The organism is Saccharophagus degradans 2-40 (assembly GCF_000013665.1).
Taxonomy (GTDB): Bacteria; Pseudomonadota; Gammaproteobacteria; order Pseudomonadales; family Cellvibrionaceae; genus Saccharophagus; species Saccharophagus degradans.
Genome location: NC_007912.1, coordinates 272,954 through 290,824 on the forward strand (window position 1 = coordinate 272,954; position 17,871 = coordinate 290,824).

The 17,871-nt window shown below is 45.3% G+C and carries 16 protein-coding genes and 1 pseudogene; 13 read left to right on the forward strand and 4 right to left on the reverse strand.

Translation table 11 applies throughout. The features are described 5' to 3' along the window. Positions 1-8 precede the first annotated feature (8 nt). The 3 genes and pseudogenes from SDE_RS01130 to SDE_RS01145 form a co-directional block, all read right to left on the reverse strand. Positions 9-722 carry a hypothetical protein gene (locus SDE_RS01130; protein ID WP_226986459.1) on the reverse strand — a complete coding sequence of 238 codons (714 nt, stop codon included), beginning with the start codon at positions 720-722 and terminating at the stop codon, positions 9-11. A gap of 5 nt (positions 723-727) precedes the next feature. Continuing rightward, positions 728-1,393: a hypothetical protein gene (locus SDE_RS01135; RefSeq protein ID WP_011466702.1), complete on the reverse strand. Its 666-nt coding sequence runs from the start codon at positions 1,391-1,393 to the stop codon at positions 728-730. A 358-nt stretch (positions 1,394-1,751) separates the two neighbouring features. Next, positions 1,752-2,594: pseudogene (locus SDE_RS01145) on the reverse strand (YifB family Mg chelatase-like AAA ATPase); the annotation flags it as partial. 740 nt (positions 2,595-3,334) lie between these two features. Between SDE_RS01145 and SDE_RS21040 the strand changes: the two are divergent. Next, a complete protein-coding gene (locus SDE_RS21040; protein ID WP_011466704.1) occupies positions 3,335-5,227 on the forward strand; it encodes a carbohydrate-binding protein in 1,893 nt (630 codons plus the stop codon). 403 nt (positions 5,228-5,630) lie between these two features. On the opposite strand, the gene SDE_RS01155 is transcribed toward SDE_RS21040, so the two are convergent. Continuing rightward, positions 5,631-5,873 (reverse strand): accessory factor UbiK family protein, encoded by a 243-nt coding sequence (locus SDE_RS01155; protein ID WP_011466705.1) that lies wholly within the window; start codon positions 5,871-5,873, stop codon positions 5,631-5,633. Between the two features lie 222 nt (positions 5,874-6,095). Between SDE_RS01155 and SDE_RS01165 the strand changes: the two genes are divergently transcribed. The 12 genes from SDE_RS01165 (at position 6,096) to urtD (ending at position 17,848) form a co-directional block, all read left to right on the forward strand. After that, the gene (locus tag SDE_RS01165; protein ID WP_011466706.1) at positions 6,096-6,983 is read left to right on the forward strand and encodes an urease accessory protein UreD; all 888 of its coding nucleotides are present in this window, start codon (positions 6,096-6,098) and stop codon (positions 6,981-6,983) included. A 303-nt stretch (positions 6,984-7,286) separates the two neighbouring features. Further along, positions 7,287-7,589, forward strand: a complete 303-nt coding sequence (gene ureA, locus SDE_RS01170; protein WP_011466707.1) for an urease subunit gamma — start codon at positions 7,287-7,289, stop codon at positions 7,587-7,589. A gap of 16 nt (positions 7,590-7,605) precedes the next feature. Beyond that, positions 7,606-7,911, forward strand: coding sequence for an urease subunit beta (locus tag SDE_RS01175; protein WP_011466708.1), 306 nt, complete (start codon positions 7,606-7,608; stop codon positions 7,909-7,911). Between the two features lies 1 nt (position 7,912). Next, positions 7,913-9,619 (forward strand): urease subunit alpha, encoded by a 1,707-nt coding sequence (gene ureC, locus SDE_RS01180; RefSeq protein ID WP_011466709.1) that lies wholly within the window; start codon positions 7,913-7,915, stop codon positions 9,617-9,619. Between the two features lie 273 nt (positions 9,620-9,892). Further along, positions 9,893-10,399, forward strand: coding sequence for an urease accessory protein UreE (gene ureE, locus SDE_RS01185; protein ID WP_011466710.1), 507 nt, complete (start codon positions 9,893-9,895; stop codon positions 10,397-10,399). A gap of 31 nt (positions 10,400-10,430) precedes the next feature. Further along, on the forward strand, positions 10,431-11,096 hold the full coding sequence (locus tag SDE_RS01190; RefSeq protein WP_011466711.1) for an urease accessory protein UreF: 666 nt from the start codon (positions 10,431-10,433) through the stop codon (positions 11,094-11,096). Positions 11,097-11,107: 11 nt separating this feature from the next. Further along, positions 11,108-11,731: an urease accessory protein UreG gene (gene ureG / locus SDE_RS01195; protein WP_011466712.1), complete on the forward strand. Its 624-nt coding sequence runs from the start codon at positions 11,108-11,110 to the stop codon at positions 11,729-11,731. A 7-nt stretch (positions 11,732-11,738) separates the two neighbouring features. After that, complete coding sequence (locus tag SDE_RS01200) at positions 11,739-12,365, forward strand: transport-associated protein (protein ID WP_011466713.1); 627 nt, start codon at positions 11,739-11,741, stop codon at positions 12,363-12,365. A gap of 354 nt (positions 12,366-12,719) precedes the next feature. Then, positions 12,720-14,018: an urea ABC transporter substrate-binding protein gene (urtA, locus tag SDE_RS01205; protein WP_041323996.1), complete on the forward strand. Its 1,299-nt coding sequence runs from the start codon at positions 12,720-12,722 to the stop codon at positions 14,016-14,018. A gap of 154 nt (positions 14,019-14,172) precedes the next feature. After that, complete coding sequence (gene urtB, locus SDE_RS01210; protein WP_011466715.1) at positions 14,173-15,786, forward strand: urea ABC transporter permease subunit UrtB; 1,614 nt, start codon at positions 14,173-14,175, stop codon at positions 15,784-15,786. Between the two features lie 2 nt (positions 15,787-15,788). Beyond that, positions 15,789-17,087: an urea ABC transporter permease subunit UrtC gene (gene urtC, locus SDE_RS01215; RefSeq protein ID WP_011466716.1), complete on the forward strand. Its 1,299-nt coding sequence runs from the start codon at positions 15,789-15,791 to the stop codon at positions 17,085-17,087. Further along, on the forward strand, positions 17,087-17,848 hold the full coding sequence (gene urtD, locus SDE_RS01220; RefSeq protein ID WP_011466717.1) for an urea ABC transporter ATP-binding protein UrtD: 762 nt from the start codon (positions 17,087-17,089) through the stop codon (positions 17,846-17,848). Before urtC ends, urtD begins: the two co-directional genes overlap by 1 nt. Positions 17,849-17,871 lie beyond the last annotated feature (23 nt).

The following is a 17,871-nucleotide window of genomic DNA, read 5'->3' on the forward strand; positions in this document are numbered from 1 at the left end:
GTGCTATGTCACTTTAGGCTGTCTGAAGCGTATGAAGATAGAGTATCTAGTCGTTCGAAGATTAGATCTTCTCTCTCAGCATTCCCTTTCGCTTGACTTTGAACTGCATACTCAAAATTAATATCCTTTAAAAGAGGGGTTAATTCTTTCGATATATAGGTTTGCAGTTCTGGTGGGGCCATTTTTACTTCTCCTAGAAGTTCTTCTCGCCCGTCGACTAGATTGAGAATATCCTCGATGTCTCTACTACTCAACGCGTCGTTGTTACCTCGCCCCTTGTATGCTTCGAGCTTGGTAGCTAAAAAGTAAACCGGCGTAACTAATTTGATGGTGAGATCAGGATTGAGGCGATAATTTTCTGCAGTTTGCATTGCATCTTTGTACCAGCAATTGCTAAAGCCCAGGACGCCTTCATCATCAGGCATGAAATCCACTCGAAGGTCGCCTAGTTGCATTGCACAAATTGGCGGCGCCTCTCCTGGGGCGGGGTTGGGCATGGTGAACCCCTGTGTTTTGAGTTTTTCCTGTAATTGATGGAATTCTACATAACCCATTGTATGAACAATTAGGTCGACGTCGTCAGTATGTCGTACTTGCTCTTTTGTGTATTCATCTGTAAGTAAAAGTCCAGTGGTGCATCCACCAACAAATGTCATTTGTTGTCGAAACTCATCTCCCAGCGCATTGGCTACATTTTCGATCATCTGCTTGTGAACTGGCATTGCGCTCATCCTGAAACCCCCAAATGCTGTTTTAATAATTCAACTGCGAGAGACTTTTCGCGAGGCTGTCCTATACGTATAGCATCAACCAGGGCTAGCATGGAATACATTTCAGGGTCACGTCTTACTGCATGTACAGCAGACTTATATAAAGGCTCTACAGCCTGTCCTTTTGTATTGCCCTTCGCGTCTGGCCATATGGGCACGTACTCCCCAGTACTCATCAGTTTTTCTTTTAGTACAGGTGCGGCAAATGCAGTTGCTATGCCCCGGGTTATTTCTTGGGGCTTGGTAGGAAATACATATTTAATGCCAAAGACAATAAATTCAAATAAAGCTCTAACATTGGCTCTAGGGATGCCAATCTTGCGGTCTTTTTTTGCTAATCCAATTTCAATGCAGCGGTTTAGTGATAGGTTGATTTGAGATTTGCTGATCCCTGTCTCTACCTCAAGCTTTCTAGCGGTATATAGGGAAGCAATAAATTCATTGGTACCAAACTTTCTTTCAGGGAGTAGTAGATCATCGGGTTCTGATTGCTCTTCTTCAATAACCTCCCAGTCTTGCCAGTCCAAAGGCCATGCTCTGCTTATGTGGTCACCCTCTATTTGTTGTTCCTGTTTGTGCAGGGATACAAGTTTTAGTAGCAGCAAAATGTCTTGACTTTTCACTGTGGATAACCTCTTTCTGTCCCATGTCCTAGGAATTGGGACTATAGTTTCATGGTTTTTCCCATATTTCAACTGATAAATGAGGGAAAATCACCTTTGGCAAGGGGTTGCCGCTCCAGTTTTACGCTGCTATTGGCTACGACCTGGTTGTTGAGCATAAAGAAACTAATAAGTATTGCTTTTGGTTATATAAAGTGACCCAAGCGAATGCATTCGGTGGTCGTGAGCACTTTTTGCTTCTAAGCCCACTATTCAAATACAGCCAATATCGGCGTACTGTTTGTAATGTAACTCTTAATATTGCACTTGCTCAGTCGTGTTTTTAAGTGTTTAGTCGTATTTATCTTTAGAATTGACAGCCGCCACCAACCAATGCAATTGCAGAGCTTGTGTGATGCGGTGAGCGGTAGGGTCTTCGACGCCAATTGGTGATGGTTTGTTCTTTGGCTACCGAGCCAATAGCCGCTACTTCTAGCGCTTCGTTGTCGGTAAGGTCGGGCATTATGCTCGGCAAGCGGCTGGCGAGCATAGATTTACCTGTGCCGGGCGGCCCGTAAAATAAAATATTGTGGCCCCCAGCTGCGGCTATTTCTAAGGCGCGGCGAGCTTGGGCTTGGCCTTTTACATCACATAAATCCAGTTCGTAATTGGCGATAACTTCGGGGGCCGGGGAGGGTTTGGGTAGCTCATGCCTCTTATGTAAGTAAGCGCATACTTTTAATAGGTTGTCTGCCAAATATACTGTGCTGTGTTCGCACAGGCTGGCTTCGTCACCGTTGGCCTGTGGTAAAACAAAGGCGCGCTCTTTTTGTGTGCAGGCCAATATGGCGGGAATGCAGCCGCGTATGGGGCGCAGCTCGCCAGAAAGCGCTAACTCCCCCAAAAATTCATGGTTATTAAGTAATTCTGCGGGTATTTGTTCCGATGCTGCCAAAATACCCAGTGCGATAGGTAAATCAAAGCGGCCGCCTTCTTTGGGCAAATCGGCAGGGGCTAAATTGACGGTAATTCTGCGCTGCGGGAAATCGAAGTGACTATTCAGCAGCGCGCTGCGCACTCTATCTTTACTTTCTTTAACCGCTGTTTCAGGTAAGCCTACGATAGTAAAACCAGGTAAACCGTTCGATAGGTGAACTTCTACGGTAACTTGCGGGGCATCTATGCCGATTTGAGCGCGGGTGTGCACAATGGCGAGGGACATGGCAGCTTCCTTGTTGGTGTGTTTACGCCGCAATCCGCGCGGTGTGTAACTTAGTATTGGAGTGTAAGCCTTGATTGTACTTAGCTTGCAATGCTGCGCAAGTTTTAGAGTGTGAAATGTAAAGCAATTCATTAAATTATTTAGCATCACCAGTGGTGGAGGGGTATTTTTGCCGAGCTAAACTAGAGGAACCTCTGATTAAGCGCTTTTGCGCACGTGGGTGTTTATCAACAAGATCCGAATACTTGAAAGCCCTGCGGGGCGAAGGCACAACGCCAATCCGTTTCGTTGTTCTTGCTGTTAAGGGTTAAGGCCTTTAGCTGTGATGAATGCCTTGTGGCTAATTGTCTCGGCGTCCGCAAAAAGCATTTAGTCTGAGGTTCCTTTAAGTTGTAAGTGCAAAAATGTGTGACGTGCACACTCATTTAGCGGGGTGGATGCTGGGCGATTGTAAATGGATTTATCGCACCTTTGGGATAAGGGGCTTAAAAATTTTATTTAGAGATCAATAACTTATAAGGTGAGTTTGGCTGCAATAATTGAACGGTACTAATGTCGATAAATTAATGTAAAAAGTGAAGCGATGAACTCCCCAAATTAGATCATTGTTTAGCCTACTTGAGCTGCATGCATATTTAATAGCCAGTAAATACGCATAGCACAAATGGGTGCGTTTTCAGTATGCGTTGTGCACAGACAGTGGCGGTACAATTAAAAATAATCAAAGTTGGGTATCTATTATGTTGCGAATTCATCTAGCCATGCCAAATATGGCCTTTTCACTATTACAGCACTATCTTTTAAACACATTTTCTGGGGTATCCATATGGGTACTTTGTGGTTTATTGATGGGGGCATACGTTAATGCCGCCACACAAGAGATCAACGGCAACCAGTTACAAGTGACATGCCAAAGCGAAACCTTTTGCGATATTCATTATCGTTTGAATAATGGCAGAGAATTAAATATAGCGATGGCGTCGTTAGGTAATGGTGAGTACGCACATACGATTTCTAATCTTATTTCTGGCGATGTGATTGTTTACTACCTTACGTACCAACAAAACGGTTTGGCCTATGACTCTGAGCGCCTGACGCACATATATGGGGGGGCTAGCTCCAGCGCTGGCGCAGATCCCTATTTGGGGTTTAGAGCACCTATTCCAGGGACTATTCTCGCTGTGAACTACGATACTGGAGGCGAAGGCATCGCTTTTCATGATGCCACAATAGGAAACTCTGGTGGTCAATACCGCGACGAAAGTGTGGATATAGAGAGCGCTTCGATTGGTGGCTTTAATGTGGGGTGGGTTGCTTCCGGCGAGTGGCTGCAATACTCCGTGGATGTGGCGAGAGCTGGCAGTTTCGATATTGTTGCGCAAATCGCCTCTCCTAATTCTGGGGGCAGCCTTCATTATGAAATTACAGGGGCAACCAATGTTCAATCTGACGCGGTGCAATTTGCGAATACAGGTGGTTGGCAGGTTTGGGCACACACAGCGGCTGCGAAGGTACAGCTGAATGCAGGTGCTCATACCATTCGGTTAGTGTTTGAATCAGCAGGGTTTAATATTCATTCTCTGCTGGTAAGCGAAGCGAGCTCTAGTTTCGGGAAAGTTGAGGCAGAAAGTTTTGATTCCATGAGTGGCGTAGTGTCGGAGGCGACAAGCGTAGGCTATTTTGATCGCGGTGATTGGATGAAATACAGCGCGGTCAGCTTTGGTAATCTTGCCAAGAGCATAACGTTATCCGTCGCTGGTGAATACAATAATGGTATAGCAGAACTTAGATTAGACAGTGTCAGTGGGCCGGTGATTGGCACCTACTCAATGGAATCGACAGGTGGTTGGGCTAGTTTTAAGCCAAAGAGTTTTAATATCGTTCATACCTTGGGAGTGCATGATCTTTATATTGTTGGTAAAAATGGCAGTGGCATTTTTAATTTAGACTATTTTCAATTATCTGCAGATGTCGTAGAAGAGACCAACCCTGCTACAGCGGTAAAAGCGATGTCGCTGAATATATATGGGTGGGCAACAATGCCTCAAAATGCTGATAAGTATGCAGCGCTTATTCGTTCTCGGGGTGTTGATGTTGTGGGTATTCAAGAGGGGGTAGAAGATTGGCTTATTGGGCCGGGTTTTCCCACAAATTACTCCAAAGCAGATGCTCTTGGTGCTGCCTTAGGAGCTTGTTGGCAGCAGCGCTATCAAATTTTTATTAATATTTGTGAAGGAAATAGCTTCGTGTCGAATCGTCGATTCGACATGACCGATGGGCCTAATGCAACGCGCACAGGCGAGTCTGCACGAATAAACAAAAATGGGTTCGAATACGCAGTCTTAACGGTGCACTGGGATCACCAAAGTGGCGCAGCTAAAGTTGCTAATGCACATGAAACAGCCGCCGAGGTTAATTACTACGGTGCATTGCCTACCGTTGTTGTGGGCGATTTCAACACTGGCTGTACAAGCCATGAAGTAAATACACTTATGCATGAAGCTGGAATGGTTTTGATTGGTAACGCCGGCATTGATTGCATTTTAGCTAAGCGATTCAATGGTACGGCACAAACATTTGATGCTGCACCATCTGATCACCCTGGCTTGGATGCGTCACTCAGTACCAACTAGTTACCTAGTTCATGGCGCTTGCTACTTTTTGCATAAAAAAGACGGTGCCGTCACAGAGCAAGTGTTTGACATCTTTCGATCTAGTGAATAATTAGTAGGAATGGCAGTTTAGAGGGCAAATAACTGTCATTCCTATCTTGTCCCTACGGTGCTTTTCTGGTTTCCGTAAATTCTCCATTTGATACCTAGATGGGGTGCCAACCCAATATAAGCCAGTTTGAATTGATGAACAATTTAAAGGCTAGCGTCTAAAGAGATAATGCTGGGCGAAAAGTGCTGCGGGCGCCAGAGCTAGGTTAAGCCATTGTGTGGGTAGCTACGCAATGGGAGCCAGAAAATAACCTCAAAACTCCCAAGTTAACAAATCTTAGCTGCTCAAGCGACCGAGCAGTAAAAGTATACGCTAGTCTCGTTCGGCTTCCATTAGGGCTTGCAACTGCGCTTCTAGCTTGTCTATTTTCTCGCGGGTACGCAGCAGTACAGCTTGCTGGGCGTCAAATTCTTCGCGAGTTACTAAGTTAAGTTTGCGCAAACCAGATTCAAGCACTGCTTTAAGCTGCGAGGCGGGTAATGTGTCGCTATTACCTAGCTCTTGCATGCGTTGTTGCACATCAGTGAAAAGTTGTTTGGCAAGTTGGTCAATCATTTGCTTAGTTCCTAGGTGTATTTGGCGCCAAATCTTGGCTGGCGCCATAAATAAAGGGTTTGTGCACAATAATGGTGTTTTTGTTCGCGCCCACTTGGTGCGCGCAGGCTCTACTTGCCCTTATTTTGTGCGCGCATGGTTTTCAGTCGCGTTTTTTAAAGCGTTGAATTGTGTAAGTGTATGCACTGGGTTAGGGTGTCCAAAAAATAAAATGTTGAGTCTATGAACGCCATTCTACCAAAGATTTCTACGCTTCCTGCCAAACCGGCCCCCACACGGGAGTGGCTAGCAGGGATAGATCTATTATTGGCCAAACGTTACCAGCGCACGGCGCTGATGTCATCTAAACATTTTGGCCCTTTACGGGTGCAGCGGCCTTTTTACCCCGAGCCAGATGGCTGTTGTCATATCTATTTATTGCACCCGCCGGGTGGGTTGGTTATTGGCGATAATTTACATATTGGTGCAAGTTTGCAGCAAGGTGCTCAAGCTTTAATCACCACGCCCTCTGCGGGCAAGTTGTATGGGGCAAAGGGCGCTAGCGAAAAGCAAGGCCAGCAAGTTGAGTTTAATTTAGCCGCCGAGAGTTGTTTAGAGTGGTTGCCACAAGAAACCATTATATTCGATGGTGCCAACGGCACCTTAAGCACCAAGGTAAATTTAACAGGCAATGCCCAATATTTTGGTTGGGACATAATTCGGCTGGGGCGCGTTGCAAGTGGAGAGCCGTTTAACACCGGTACCTGTGCGCAGCGCTTACAACTTTGGCGAGATGGCCTGCCGCTATTTATAGAAAAAACCAAATTCGAAGCCAGCAGTAACATGCATCGTGAAAAGTGGGGCCTGCAAAACGCCAATACCTGCGCCACACTAACTGCCACCCTTCAGCTTACGCGCGATAGTATTGACGAAATGTTAGAGGCTTTAGCGCAGTTAGGGGTAACCAATACAGGCGAGTGGGGCTTAACGCAAAAAGAATCCTTATTTATTGTGCGCTACCTCGGCAATTCAATAACCGATTGCCGTAAAGGCTTTGAATTTATATGGCAGCAAACGCGAGCAGTGTTTAATGGTAAGCCAGCGGAAGTGCCGCGCATTTGGAGGACATGATGGGGGATAGCTTACAGGTGGCGGTTGACAGTATACAGTTTGGGGTGAGCGCGGCTTGAGTGTTGGTTTGTTGCTTGTAAGGTGTTTGCTTGACGAAAGAATAGGTAGAGCTAAGTGAGGTGGAGGCTTTTCAAAATGCTCACAACAGGAGTGTTGTGAGCAAGCCCCATGGAAGGGTTAACGTGGTTTTGAAAAGCCCCCACCTCGCTTGGCGAGCAGCGCAGTATAGTTTGTTGCTAAGTGATATAAAAACGTAACCAGAAATTCTGTAGAAATTAATTAGATTAAAAGCAGGGTGCAAATATGGAATTAAATCCACGCGAGAAAGATAAGTTATTGTTATTTACTGCGGCGTTATTGGCAGAGCGTCGTAAAGCGCGCGGGGTGAAATTAAATTACCCAGAAGCCATTGCATTAATTAGTGCCGAAGTGATGGAAGGCGCACGTGATGGTAAAACCGTTGCAGAATTAATGGAGGCGGGGCGTCAGGTTTTGCGTGTAGAAGACGTAATGGATGGCATAGCCGATATGATTCACGAAGTGCAAGTTGAAGCTACCTTTCCCGACGGTACCAAATTGGTAACCGTTCACAACCCCATCGTATAACAAGGAGGGTGCTGCAATGAAACCAGGCGAATACGATATTCAACCCGGCGAAATAATATTAAACGAAGGCAGAGCAAGGCTCACAATAACCGTAGAAAACAGTGGCGACCGTCCTATTCAAGTTGGCTCCCATTATCATTTTTACGAAACTAACCCAGCACTTGTTTTCGACCGAGAAAAAACACGCGGCTATCGTTTAAACATTGCTGCCGGTACCGCAGTGCGGTTTGAGCCGGGCCAAGATCGCGAAGTAGAGTTAGTTGAAGTTTCAGGTAACAAAATTATTTACGGTTTCCGCGGCGAAATAATGGGAGAGCTATAACATGAGCAAAATTAGCAGACGTGCCTACGCTGATATGTATGGCCCAACCGTTGGCGACAAAGTACGCCTAGCGGATACCGCATTATGGATACAAGTAGAAAAAGACTTCACCATTTACGGCGAAGAAGTAAAGTTTGGCGGCGGTAAAGTAATTCGCGATGGCATGGGCCAAAGCCAAGCCACCAGTGATAAAACACCAGATACCGTAATTACTAACGCGCTAATTCTCGATCACTGGGGCATTGTTAAAGCCGATGTGGCAATCAAGAATGGTCGAATTTCTGCAATAGGTAAAGCGGGTAACCCCGATATTCAACCTGGTGTAACAATTATTGTTGGCCCCTGCACAGAAGTGATTGCAGGTGAAGGTCAAATACTTACCGCAGGCGCAATAGACTCTCATATTCATTTTATTTGCCCACAACAAATAGACGAAGCGCTTATGAGTGGCACTACCACAATGATTGGTGGTGGCACAGGGCCAGCAACCGGCACCAACGCAACAACCTGTACCCCAGGTAAATGGCATATAGGCAAAATGTTGCAAGCAGGTGAAAGCTTTGCCATGAACTTAGGTTTTTTAGGTAAAGGTAATGCAAGTTTACCTGGTGGTTTGAATGAGCAATTAGAAGCGGGTGCGCTCGGTTTAAAACTGCACGAAGATTGGGGTACAACACCTGCGTCTATTGATAATTGTTTAACCGTTGCAGAAAACTACGATGTGCAAGTGGCGATTCATACCGATACGTTAAACGAATCGGGCTTTGTGGAAGATACACTTGCTGCGTTTAAAGGCCGCACTATTCACACCTATCACACCGAGGGTGCTGGGGGTGGTCACGCGCCAGATATTATCAAAGCGTGTGGTAGTTCAAACGTATTGCCTTCTTCAACCAACCCTACGCGTCCCTATACCGTTAATACGGTAGATGAGCATTTAGATATGCTTATGGTATGCCACCACCTCGACCCTAATATTCCAGAAGACGTTGCCTTTGCCGATTCGCGTATTCGTAAAGAAACTATTGCGGCAGAAGATATTCTGCATGATTTAGGTGCTTTTTCTATGATTGCATCCGACTCGCAAGCAATGGGGCGGGTGGGCGAAGTTATTTGCCGCACTTGGCAGACGGCACATAAAATGAAAGTGCAGCGTGGTTTACTGCCCGAGGATGAAGGCACAGGCGCAGATAACTTTCGCGCAAAACGCTACATTGCGAAATACACTATTAACCCCGCGTTAGCGCACGGTGTTGCACACGAAGTGGGTTCGATAGAAGTAGGCAAGCTGGCGGATATTATTTTGTGGAAGCCCGCCTTTTTTGGCGTTAAACCTTCTTTAATAATAAAGGGCGGTGCTATTGCCGCTGCACCTATGGGGGACCCTAACGCTTCTATTCCCACGCCGCAGCCTGTGCATTATCGCAAAATGTTTGGCGCCTATGGTCAAGCCTGTAAACAAACCTCTGTAAGTTTTGTAAGCCAAGCGGCTATAGATGCGAGTATTAGCGATTACTTTCAATTAGAGCGTCGCTTAGTGGCTGTTAAAAATTGCCGCAGCGTAACCAAAGCCGATATGGTACACAACGCTTACCAGCCGCATATGGAAGTTGACCCCGAAACGTACGAAGTAAGAGCGGATGGCCAATTACTTACCTGCGAACCTGCAGAAGAATTACCTATGGCACAGCGGTATTTCCTATTTTAGTTGTTTGGGTATAGGCCTTAAAAAGGTGGGGGAGCTTCGAATCCGCTCGGCAAAGGGCGGGGCTGCCTGAAAGCGCGTGAATACATCTGTGTAGCTTGCTCACGGCATCCTTACCGTGGGCATTTCAGCCTGCCCCTCTCTTTACCGAGCTTGCAGTGTGCTATGTTGCATACGTATAGGTAGCATAGAAATAGGTTTAATATAGATAAGTTGAATAAATTGGCAGAACGCATAGGTAAGCGCTATTCGTAACGCAATAAGTAAGAGAACAATATGTTAGAAATTTATGAAGTAATTCCTGCGCAAGAAATGCAGAACAAACAAACCCAATTAACCGTAGAGTTGCGTTTCGACGAGCGCCAAAAAAGCCGCCACAAAACGCAAACAACTTGCGGTAAAGATTTAGGCTGGTTTATAGAACGCGGCTATGTACTTGCGCACGGCGAAGGGTTGCAATCTAAATGCGGTGAAATTATTACCGTCGTTGCCGCAAAAGAAAGTGTAAGTGAAGTGACGGCAGAAAATACGCATCAACTAATGCGCGCGGCATACCACTTAGGTAATCGTCACGTGCCATTACAAGTAGACCCAACAAAGCTCGCCTACCTGCACGATCACGTACTAGACGATATGGTACGTGGCTTGGGCTTAACGGTTACTGCTGCACAAGCCCCGTTTACGCCAGAGTCGGGCGCTTACCACGGTACAACAGGGCATGGAGGAGGGCACAGCCATTCTCACGGTCACTCTCATGATCACCACCACGATCACAGCCATTAACTGTAAGCTGATTAACAGAAACCTGTACCCTATGTTCAACAATAATAGTTTACAAAAACTCATGTACCTAGTAAGCCCAGCCTTACCGGTGGGTGCTTATGCCTATTCGCAAGGGTTGGAGTTTGCGGTAGATGGTGGTTGGTTAAAAACCGAAGCGGATGTAAGTGCATGGATAGCAGGTGTAATGGAAAATAGTTTGGCCGAGCTTGATATGCCGGTGTTGGTGCGTATTTATAAAGCGTGGCAACAGGGCGATATAGAGCAGGTAAAATATTGGAATCACTTTTTACGCGCAGGCCGAGAAACGCACGAGTTATTGTTAGAAGACGATCAATTAGGTATTGCCCTAAAGCGATTATTAATTTCGCTAGAAATACCCCATGCCGCCGAAGTAGAAAAACCGGCGTTCGCGACTTTGTTTGCCTTAGCTGGTGTGCATTGGCAAGTACCTATAGAGCAATTGTTACAGGGCTTTGCATGGACGTGGTTAGAAAACCAAGTGGCTGCGGCAACCAAGCTTGTACCCTTTGGGCAAACGCAGGCGCAAAAAGTAATTTTAGCGTTGCAGCCTAATATCGCACCGGCTTGCGAAAAAGCATTTATTTTAAAAGATGATGAGTTGGGCGCAGGCTTGCCTGCATTAGCAATTGCTTCTGCTAAGCACGAGCGCCAATACTCGCGATTATTTAGATCTTAACGAGGTAGTTTATGACAACAACAAAACCAGCATTGCGTTTAGGTATTGGTGGCCCTGTGGGCTCCGGCAAAACAGCTTTGGTAAAAGTGCTGTGCGCAATTCTTAAAGAAAAATATAACATTGCTGTTATTACTAACGATATTTACACGCGCGAAGACGCCGAGTTTTTATTGCGTCACGAAGTGTTAGAAGCCGATAGAATTCTAGGTGTAGAAACCGGCGGTTGCCCGCACACGGCAATTCGTGAAGACGCATCTATGAACTTATCTGCGGTGGCAGAATTGCAAGATCGCTTCGCCAATTTAGATGTAATTTTAATAGAAAGCGGTGGCGATAATTTAGCAGCTACATTTAGCCCGGAATTATCGGATTTAACCCTTTATGTTATTGATGTGTCTGCCGGCGATAAAATTCCCCGTAAAGGTGGGCCAGGCATTACTAAATCAGACCTGCTTATTATCAATAAAATCGACTTGGCTGAATTAGTCGGCGCCGACTTGGGCGTGATGGATCGCGATGCGAAAAAAATGCGTGGCAACAAACCTTTTGTATTCTCCAACTTAAAAAATGGTACAGGTGTAGAAGATATTGTTAGCTTTATAGAAAAGCAGGGCATGTTGACACCGTCTAAGTGAGGCAGTTATGGAAATAGTAGCAATATCAACTTTTTTAATAATGGGAGTAGGGCTAGGTATATTGCATGCCTTCGACCCAGACCACGTAGCGGCGGTAGGTGGCATAAGTGTGGCGGATGGCCCGCGCTCGCCCTATTGGCGTTTTGCTGTGCACTGGTCGCTAGGGCATGGTACCGCCATGCTAATGCTCGCGGCGGCGGTATTTATACTCGGCTTTGCTATACCCGCGCAGTTAAGTAGTTTTGCAGAGCAAACGGTTGCCTACATGCTAATAGCCATAGGTGGTTACTCGTTATGGCGCTTTTACTCAGGTTTAAGCAAGGGCCAAAATACAGATGTTGAAAGCCCGCGCGCCATTACCTCGGCGCCGCTAATTGGGCTTATTCACGGTACGGCTGGCTCCGCACCATTATTGGCGATTTTGCCTGCATCGAAACTCGCCAACCCCATAATAGGCGTAGCCTATGTAACGCTATTTAGTGTTGGGGTTGCACTAGGGATGCTCGTGCTGGGCACTCTTTTAGCGCAAACCTTTAAGCAAGTTGGCCGTGTAGGTGCACTTTATCAGGGCTTAATTCAGGCTGCTATTGGTCTGTTTGCTTTAATACTTGGTATCTTTTTGGTGCTTCACTAGCGTTTATGCGTGGAAGGGTTCCTTCCACGCCACGGCTTTATCGCTTCAAATCTTCTTCTATTTCATGCGCCTTAATGGCTGCACCAATCTGGTGATAATTCGAGCTTTGCGTGCATTTGCGTGCACTTAAAGTGTGCCTTAACCAATTGGTTAACACATGAAGCAGAAATTACCCTAATTAGATTGTGACAAAAACTTCATTTATTTCAGCCACTTAAACAATTTTTTTGCTAAATATGCCTGCGCGTTGAAACGTTGGCACTATTTCTGCGTTGCATAGCCTCGCTTTTGTATAAAAACATTTTATATAAAACCAAATATAAAAACGTAGGTGCGTAAAAAATGGAGACCACGATGAAAAAATTAGTAAAAAAATCTGGGGTGGCATTAGGGGCAGCAGTAATGGCCTTGGGTGCATACACCGCTCAAGCGGCAGACACTATTAAAGTTGGTGTTCTACATTCATTAACCGGCACTATGGCTATCAGCGAAACAACACTAAAAGATACAGTGTTAATGATGGTTGAAGAGCAAAACAAAAAAGGCGGCTTGCTAGGTAAAAAACTAGAAGCAGTAGTAGTAGACCCTGCGTCTAACTGGCCTTTGTTCGCAGAAAAAACTCGCGAACTTTTAGAGAAAGAAAAAGTAGATGTTATTTTCGGCTGTTGGACATCTGTATCACGTAAATCTGTTTTGCCAGTAATTGAAGAGCTAAACGGTTTACTTTTCTACCCAGTACAGTACGAAGGCGAAGAGTCATCTAAAAACGTTTTCTACACTGGTGCTGCGCCCAACCAACAAGCTATTCCTGCTGTAGATTACCTGATGAGCGAAGATGGCGGCTCAGTTAAGCGTTGGGTACTTGAAGGCACCGATTACGTTTACCCACGTACCACCAACAAAATTCTTGAGCAATACTTAATTAGTAAAGGCGTTGCCAAAGAAGATATTTCTATTAACTACACGCCATTCGGTCACGCAGATTGGCAAACCCGTGTAGCAGAAATTAAAAAGTTCGGTTCTAAAGGAAAGAAAACCGCCGTTGTTTCTACCGTAAACGGTGATGCAAACGTACCTTTCTACAAAGAATTAGCTAACGCTGGTATTTCTGCAGAAGATATTCCTGTAGTAGCGTTTTCTGTTGGTGAAGAAGAGCTATCTGGTTTCGACACTGCACCTCTTGTTGGCCACTTGGCTGCTTGGAACTACTTTATGAGCGTAGATTCCAAAGCAAACGACGAGTTTATTGCTGCATGGCATAAGTTTATTAAAGACGATAAGCGCGTAACCAACGACCCTATGGAAGCGACTTACATCGGCTTTAAAGCGTGGGCCAAGGCTGTAGAAAAAGCGAAGAGCACCGAAGTAGATAAAGTGCGCCCAGCTATGTACGGTATTGAAGTTGCTAACCTTACTGGCGGTATCGCTAAAGTATTACCTAACCATCACTTCACTAAGCCTGTATTAATTGGCGAGATTCAATCAGACGGTCAATTTGAAACTGTTTGGGAAACCGAAGCCGAAGTACCAGGTGATGCATGGACTGACTTTTTACCAGAAAGTGCAAAAATCATCTCTGACTGGCAGAACCCTGCTGTCAATTGCGGTAACTACAATACCGAAACCAAAAAGTGTTCTGGTCAAAACTTCTAATTTAAGCGCTTAACCTCAAGCTGTTTAAATACGTTTAACTTTAGAACCAATCAGCCACAGCAATTCAACTCTGGTGCAAGCGTTGAGTTGCTGTTGGTGTAAAAGGCTCGGCTTGCTGGGCCTTTTACAATCTCAACGACTTCGCGGAACTACAATGAAAATACTAATCAAAACCGCTTTGCTCGTTTTGTCTTTGACGATGGCCGTAAGTGCTTGGTCACTGACTTTTGACGAGTTGGTAAATAATCTCAATGCGCCTTCCTTTAGCGATAAATCGGAAGCGGTGCAAGAACTATCTAAGTTATCCGACCCGCGCGTGTTGCCAGTACTGATGGCCATGTCAGACGGCTCGCTACACTATCGTAAATCAGACAACAAAATTGTTATCGCTACTGAATCAGAAAATGGTTATAGGCTAACCGACCCACTTACCGACGAAGACCTCGGTGAAGTAGGCCGTCGCGATAGCAAAAAAATTCGCACCAACAACAAGTTGCGTGGCGAAATAAACACTCAGGTTGCCGCACTGCGTTTACGCAACCCCAATAAAGCTATTCGCATTCAATCTGCGCGAGACCTTATTAAAAACCCTACCCCAGCATTGCGTGAGGTACTGGTAGAAGCTAAAGAGGCCGAAACAAGTGCGCAGGTAAAAGAGCTAGTGAGCATAGCTCTAGCGCGTATAGATATTAATAGCAGCGATCAGGAGCTGCGTTTAGCTGCCGTAGATGCCATGGGCAACTCGGTAGAAACTGAAGCGGTGGCAGAATTGCGCCGCATATTAGAAAAAGATGAAAATGGTAACTACCTAGAGCAAGACGAAAAGGTAACCACCTTAGCCGCAACAAAGGTAGAGTGGGTAGATACTAAGCTTGCCTTCTTTGGCTTTACAGAAAATGTTGTATTTGGTTTAAGCCTTGGTTCTGTATTGTTGTTAGCGGCCATTGGTTTAGCAATTACTTTTGGTGTAATGGGTGTAATTAACATGGCCCACGGCGAAATGATAATGCTAGGGGCTTACACAACTTTTGCGGTTCAGCAGTTTTTTCCTGGCCTAATTGAATACTCTTTATTTATTGCCATTCCAGCGGCCTTTCTGGTGTCGGGTTCGGTAGGGGTAGTCATAGAGCGCACCGTCATTCGCCATTTGTACGGTCGCCCATTAGATACGCTGCTGGCTACCTTCGGCATTAGTTTGTTGTTACAGCAAGCGGTGCGTGTATATCACTCCAATAACGTACCGGTTATTACCCCCGAGTGGATGTCCGGTTCGTGGGTGGTAAACGGCGCGCTTAGCTTTACCTATAACCGTATTTATATATTTATATTTGCTCTATTTGTATTGGGTATGTTGGCGCTGCTATTGAAAAAAACCTTATTGGGTTTACAAATGCGCGCAGTAACTCAAAACCGCGCTATGGCAAACTCTATGGGTATTCGCTCTAGCCATGTAGATGCACTTACCTTTGGTTTGGGGTCGGGTATTGCCGGTATTGCCGGTGTGGCCATTAGCCAAATTACCAATGTGGGCCCCAACCTTGGCCAAGGTTTTATTATCGATTCTTTTATGGTGGTTGTATTTGGCGGGGTAGGTAACTTACTGGGTACTTTCTTTGCGGCAATGGGTTTGGGGGTTGTTACTAAATTCCTAGAGCCAGAAGTTGGCGCAGTTGTAGGTAAGATTATGGTGCTTATTTTCATTATCTTGTTTATTCAATGGCGGCCGCGCGGTTTATTCGCACTTAAAGGCCGGTTTGTGGAGGATTGATAATGAAAAATACAATGATCTATAAATTAATCCAGAACGATACATTAGGCCGATACGTATTGGCTGCACTGTTTGCACTTACCGTGCTTGTGCCGTTATCCAATATATTAATGCCCGAAGGCTCATTTTTACATGTGCCTACTTACACCATGACCCTAATAGGTAAATACCTGTGCTATGCATTATTAGCATTAGCGTTAGATTTAGTGTGGGGTTATTGCGGTATTTTAAGTTTGGGCCACGGTGCTTTTTTTGCACTTGGTGGATACGCCATGGGCATGTACCTAATGCGTCAAATTGGCGATAGAGGCATGTATGGCAACGCCGAGCTACCCGACTTTATGGTGTTTTTAAATTGGCAAGAGCTACCTTGGTATTGGATGGGCTTTGATAATTTCGGCTTTGCCATGTTAATGGTGTTGTTGGTGCCGGGCTTACTTGCCTTTGTGTTTGGTTGGCTGGCGTTTCGCTCGCGCGTGACAGGGGTATACCTTTCTATTATTACTCAGGCCATGACCTATGCATTAATGCAGGCTTTCTTTTTGAACGATTTCGGTTTTGGCGGCAATAACGGCCTTACGGATTTTAAAGATATTCTCGGTTTTGATATTCAAGCAAATGCCACCCGTATAACGCTATTTATGTTATCTGGTGGAGCTGTTATTTGTGCCTATTTATTGTGCCGGTTTATAACCACCAGTAAGTTTGGCCGTGTGCTTGTATCAATACGCGATGCAGAAAGCCGCAGCCGCTTTTTAGGCTACAGAGTAGAGCATTACAAATTATTTGTGTTTGTGTTGTCTGCTGTGTTGGCCGGTATTGCTGGCGCATTGTTTGTGCCGCAGGTTGGCATTATTAACCCCGGTGAATTTAACCCTGTTAACTCTATCGAAATTGTTATTTGGGTGGCGCTCGGTGGGCGTGGTACTTTGTACGGTGCTGTTATTGGTGCTGTGGTAGTTAACTACGTTAAATCGTTTTACACCGGTGCTATGCCAGAAATGTGGCTGTTTATGTTGGGCGGAATTTTTGTTGTTTCCACCATTTATGCCAATGCCGGCGTAATTGTTGGGGTTATTATTAGTGTTGTGGCGTCGAGCTTTTATATGCTGCTATGTAAATTATTTGGCATGGATATAAATGGCTTTGTCATGCTGATATTTGCTTTGGTTAGCTTGTACGGCTGTGCCAAGTACTTCGATAATTTAGTTGCCTGGTTAAAGCCAAAATTTCTCGCCCTTGGTTTTGTTGAAAAGCTATTGGCGAATAAAGCGCAAGCGGTAACCGAGGAGGCCAAATAATGTTAGAGACCTCACATAAAAAAGTACAAAGCATTTTATACCTAAGCGGTGTAACCAAATCGTTTGATGGCTTTAAGGCAATTAATAATTTGTCTTTGGATATTGCCCCCGGTGAGTTGCGAGCCATAATTGGCCCCAACGGCGCGGGTAAAAGTACCATGATGGATATTATTACCGGCAAAACTAAACCCGATGAGGGCGATGTTAAATTCAAAGACACCATTGATTTAACCCGTCACGACGAAACCGATATTGCCAACATGGGTATTGGTCGCAAGTTTCAAAAACCCACGGTAATAGAAAGCTTAACCGTGTGGGATAACATGGAACTTGCCTTGGCCGGTAATCGCGGTATTTTTCAAACCTTATTTTGGAAACTTAGCGACGACAAGAAATTACGTATTGAAGAAATTATTAAGCAAATTGGCTTAGCAGAAAAAACCGACGACCTTGCACAAAACTTGTCGCACGGGCAAAAGCAATGGTTAGAAATTGGCATGTTGTTAATTCAAGAGCCGGAAGTGCTACTGGTGGATGAACCCGCCGGCGGCATGACCGACTACGAAACAATGGAAACTGCCAAACTGCTAAAAGAAATTAGCCAAGAGCACTCGGTAATAGTGGTAGAGCACGATATGGATTTTGTGCGTGCACTTGATTGCAAGGTTACGGTACTGCACGAAGGTAGCGTACTGGCCGAGGGGACACTCGATAAAGTGTCTAGTGATAAACGCGTTGTGGAGGTATACCTGGGCCGCTAGGCTTGGGTAACCCTGGTGAAATT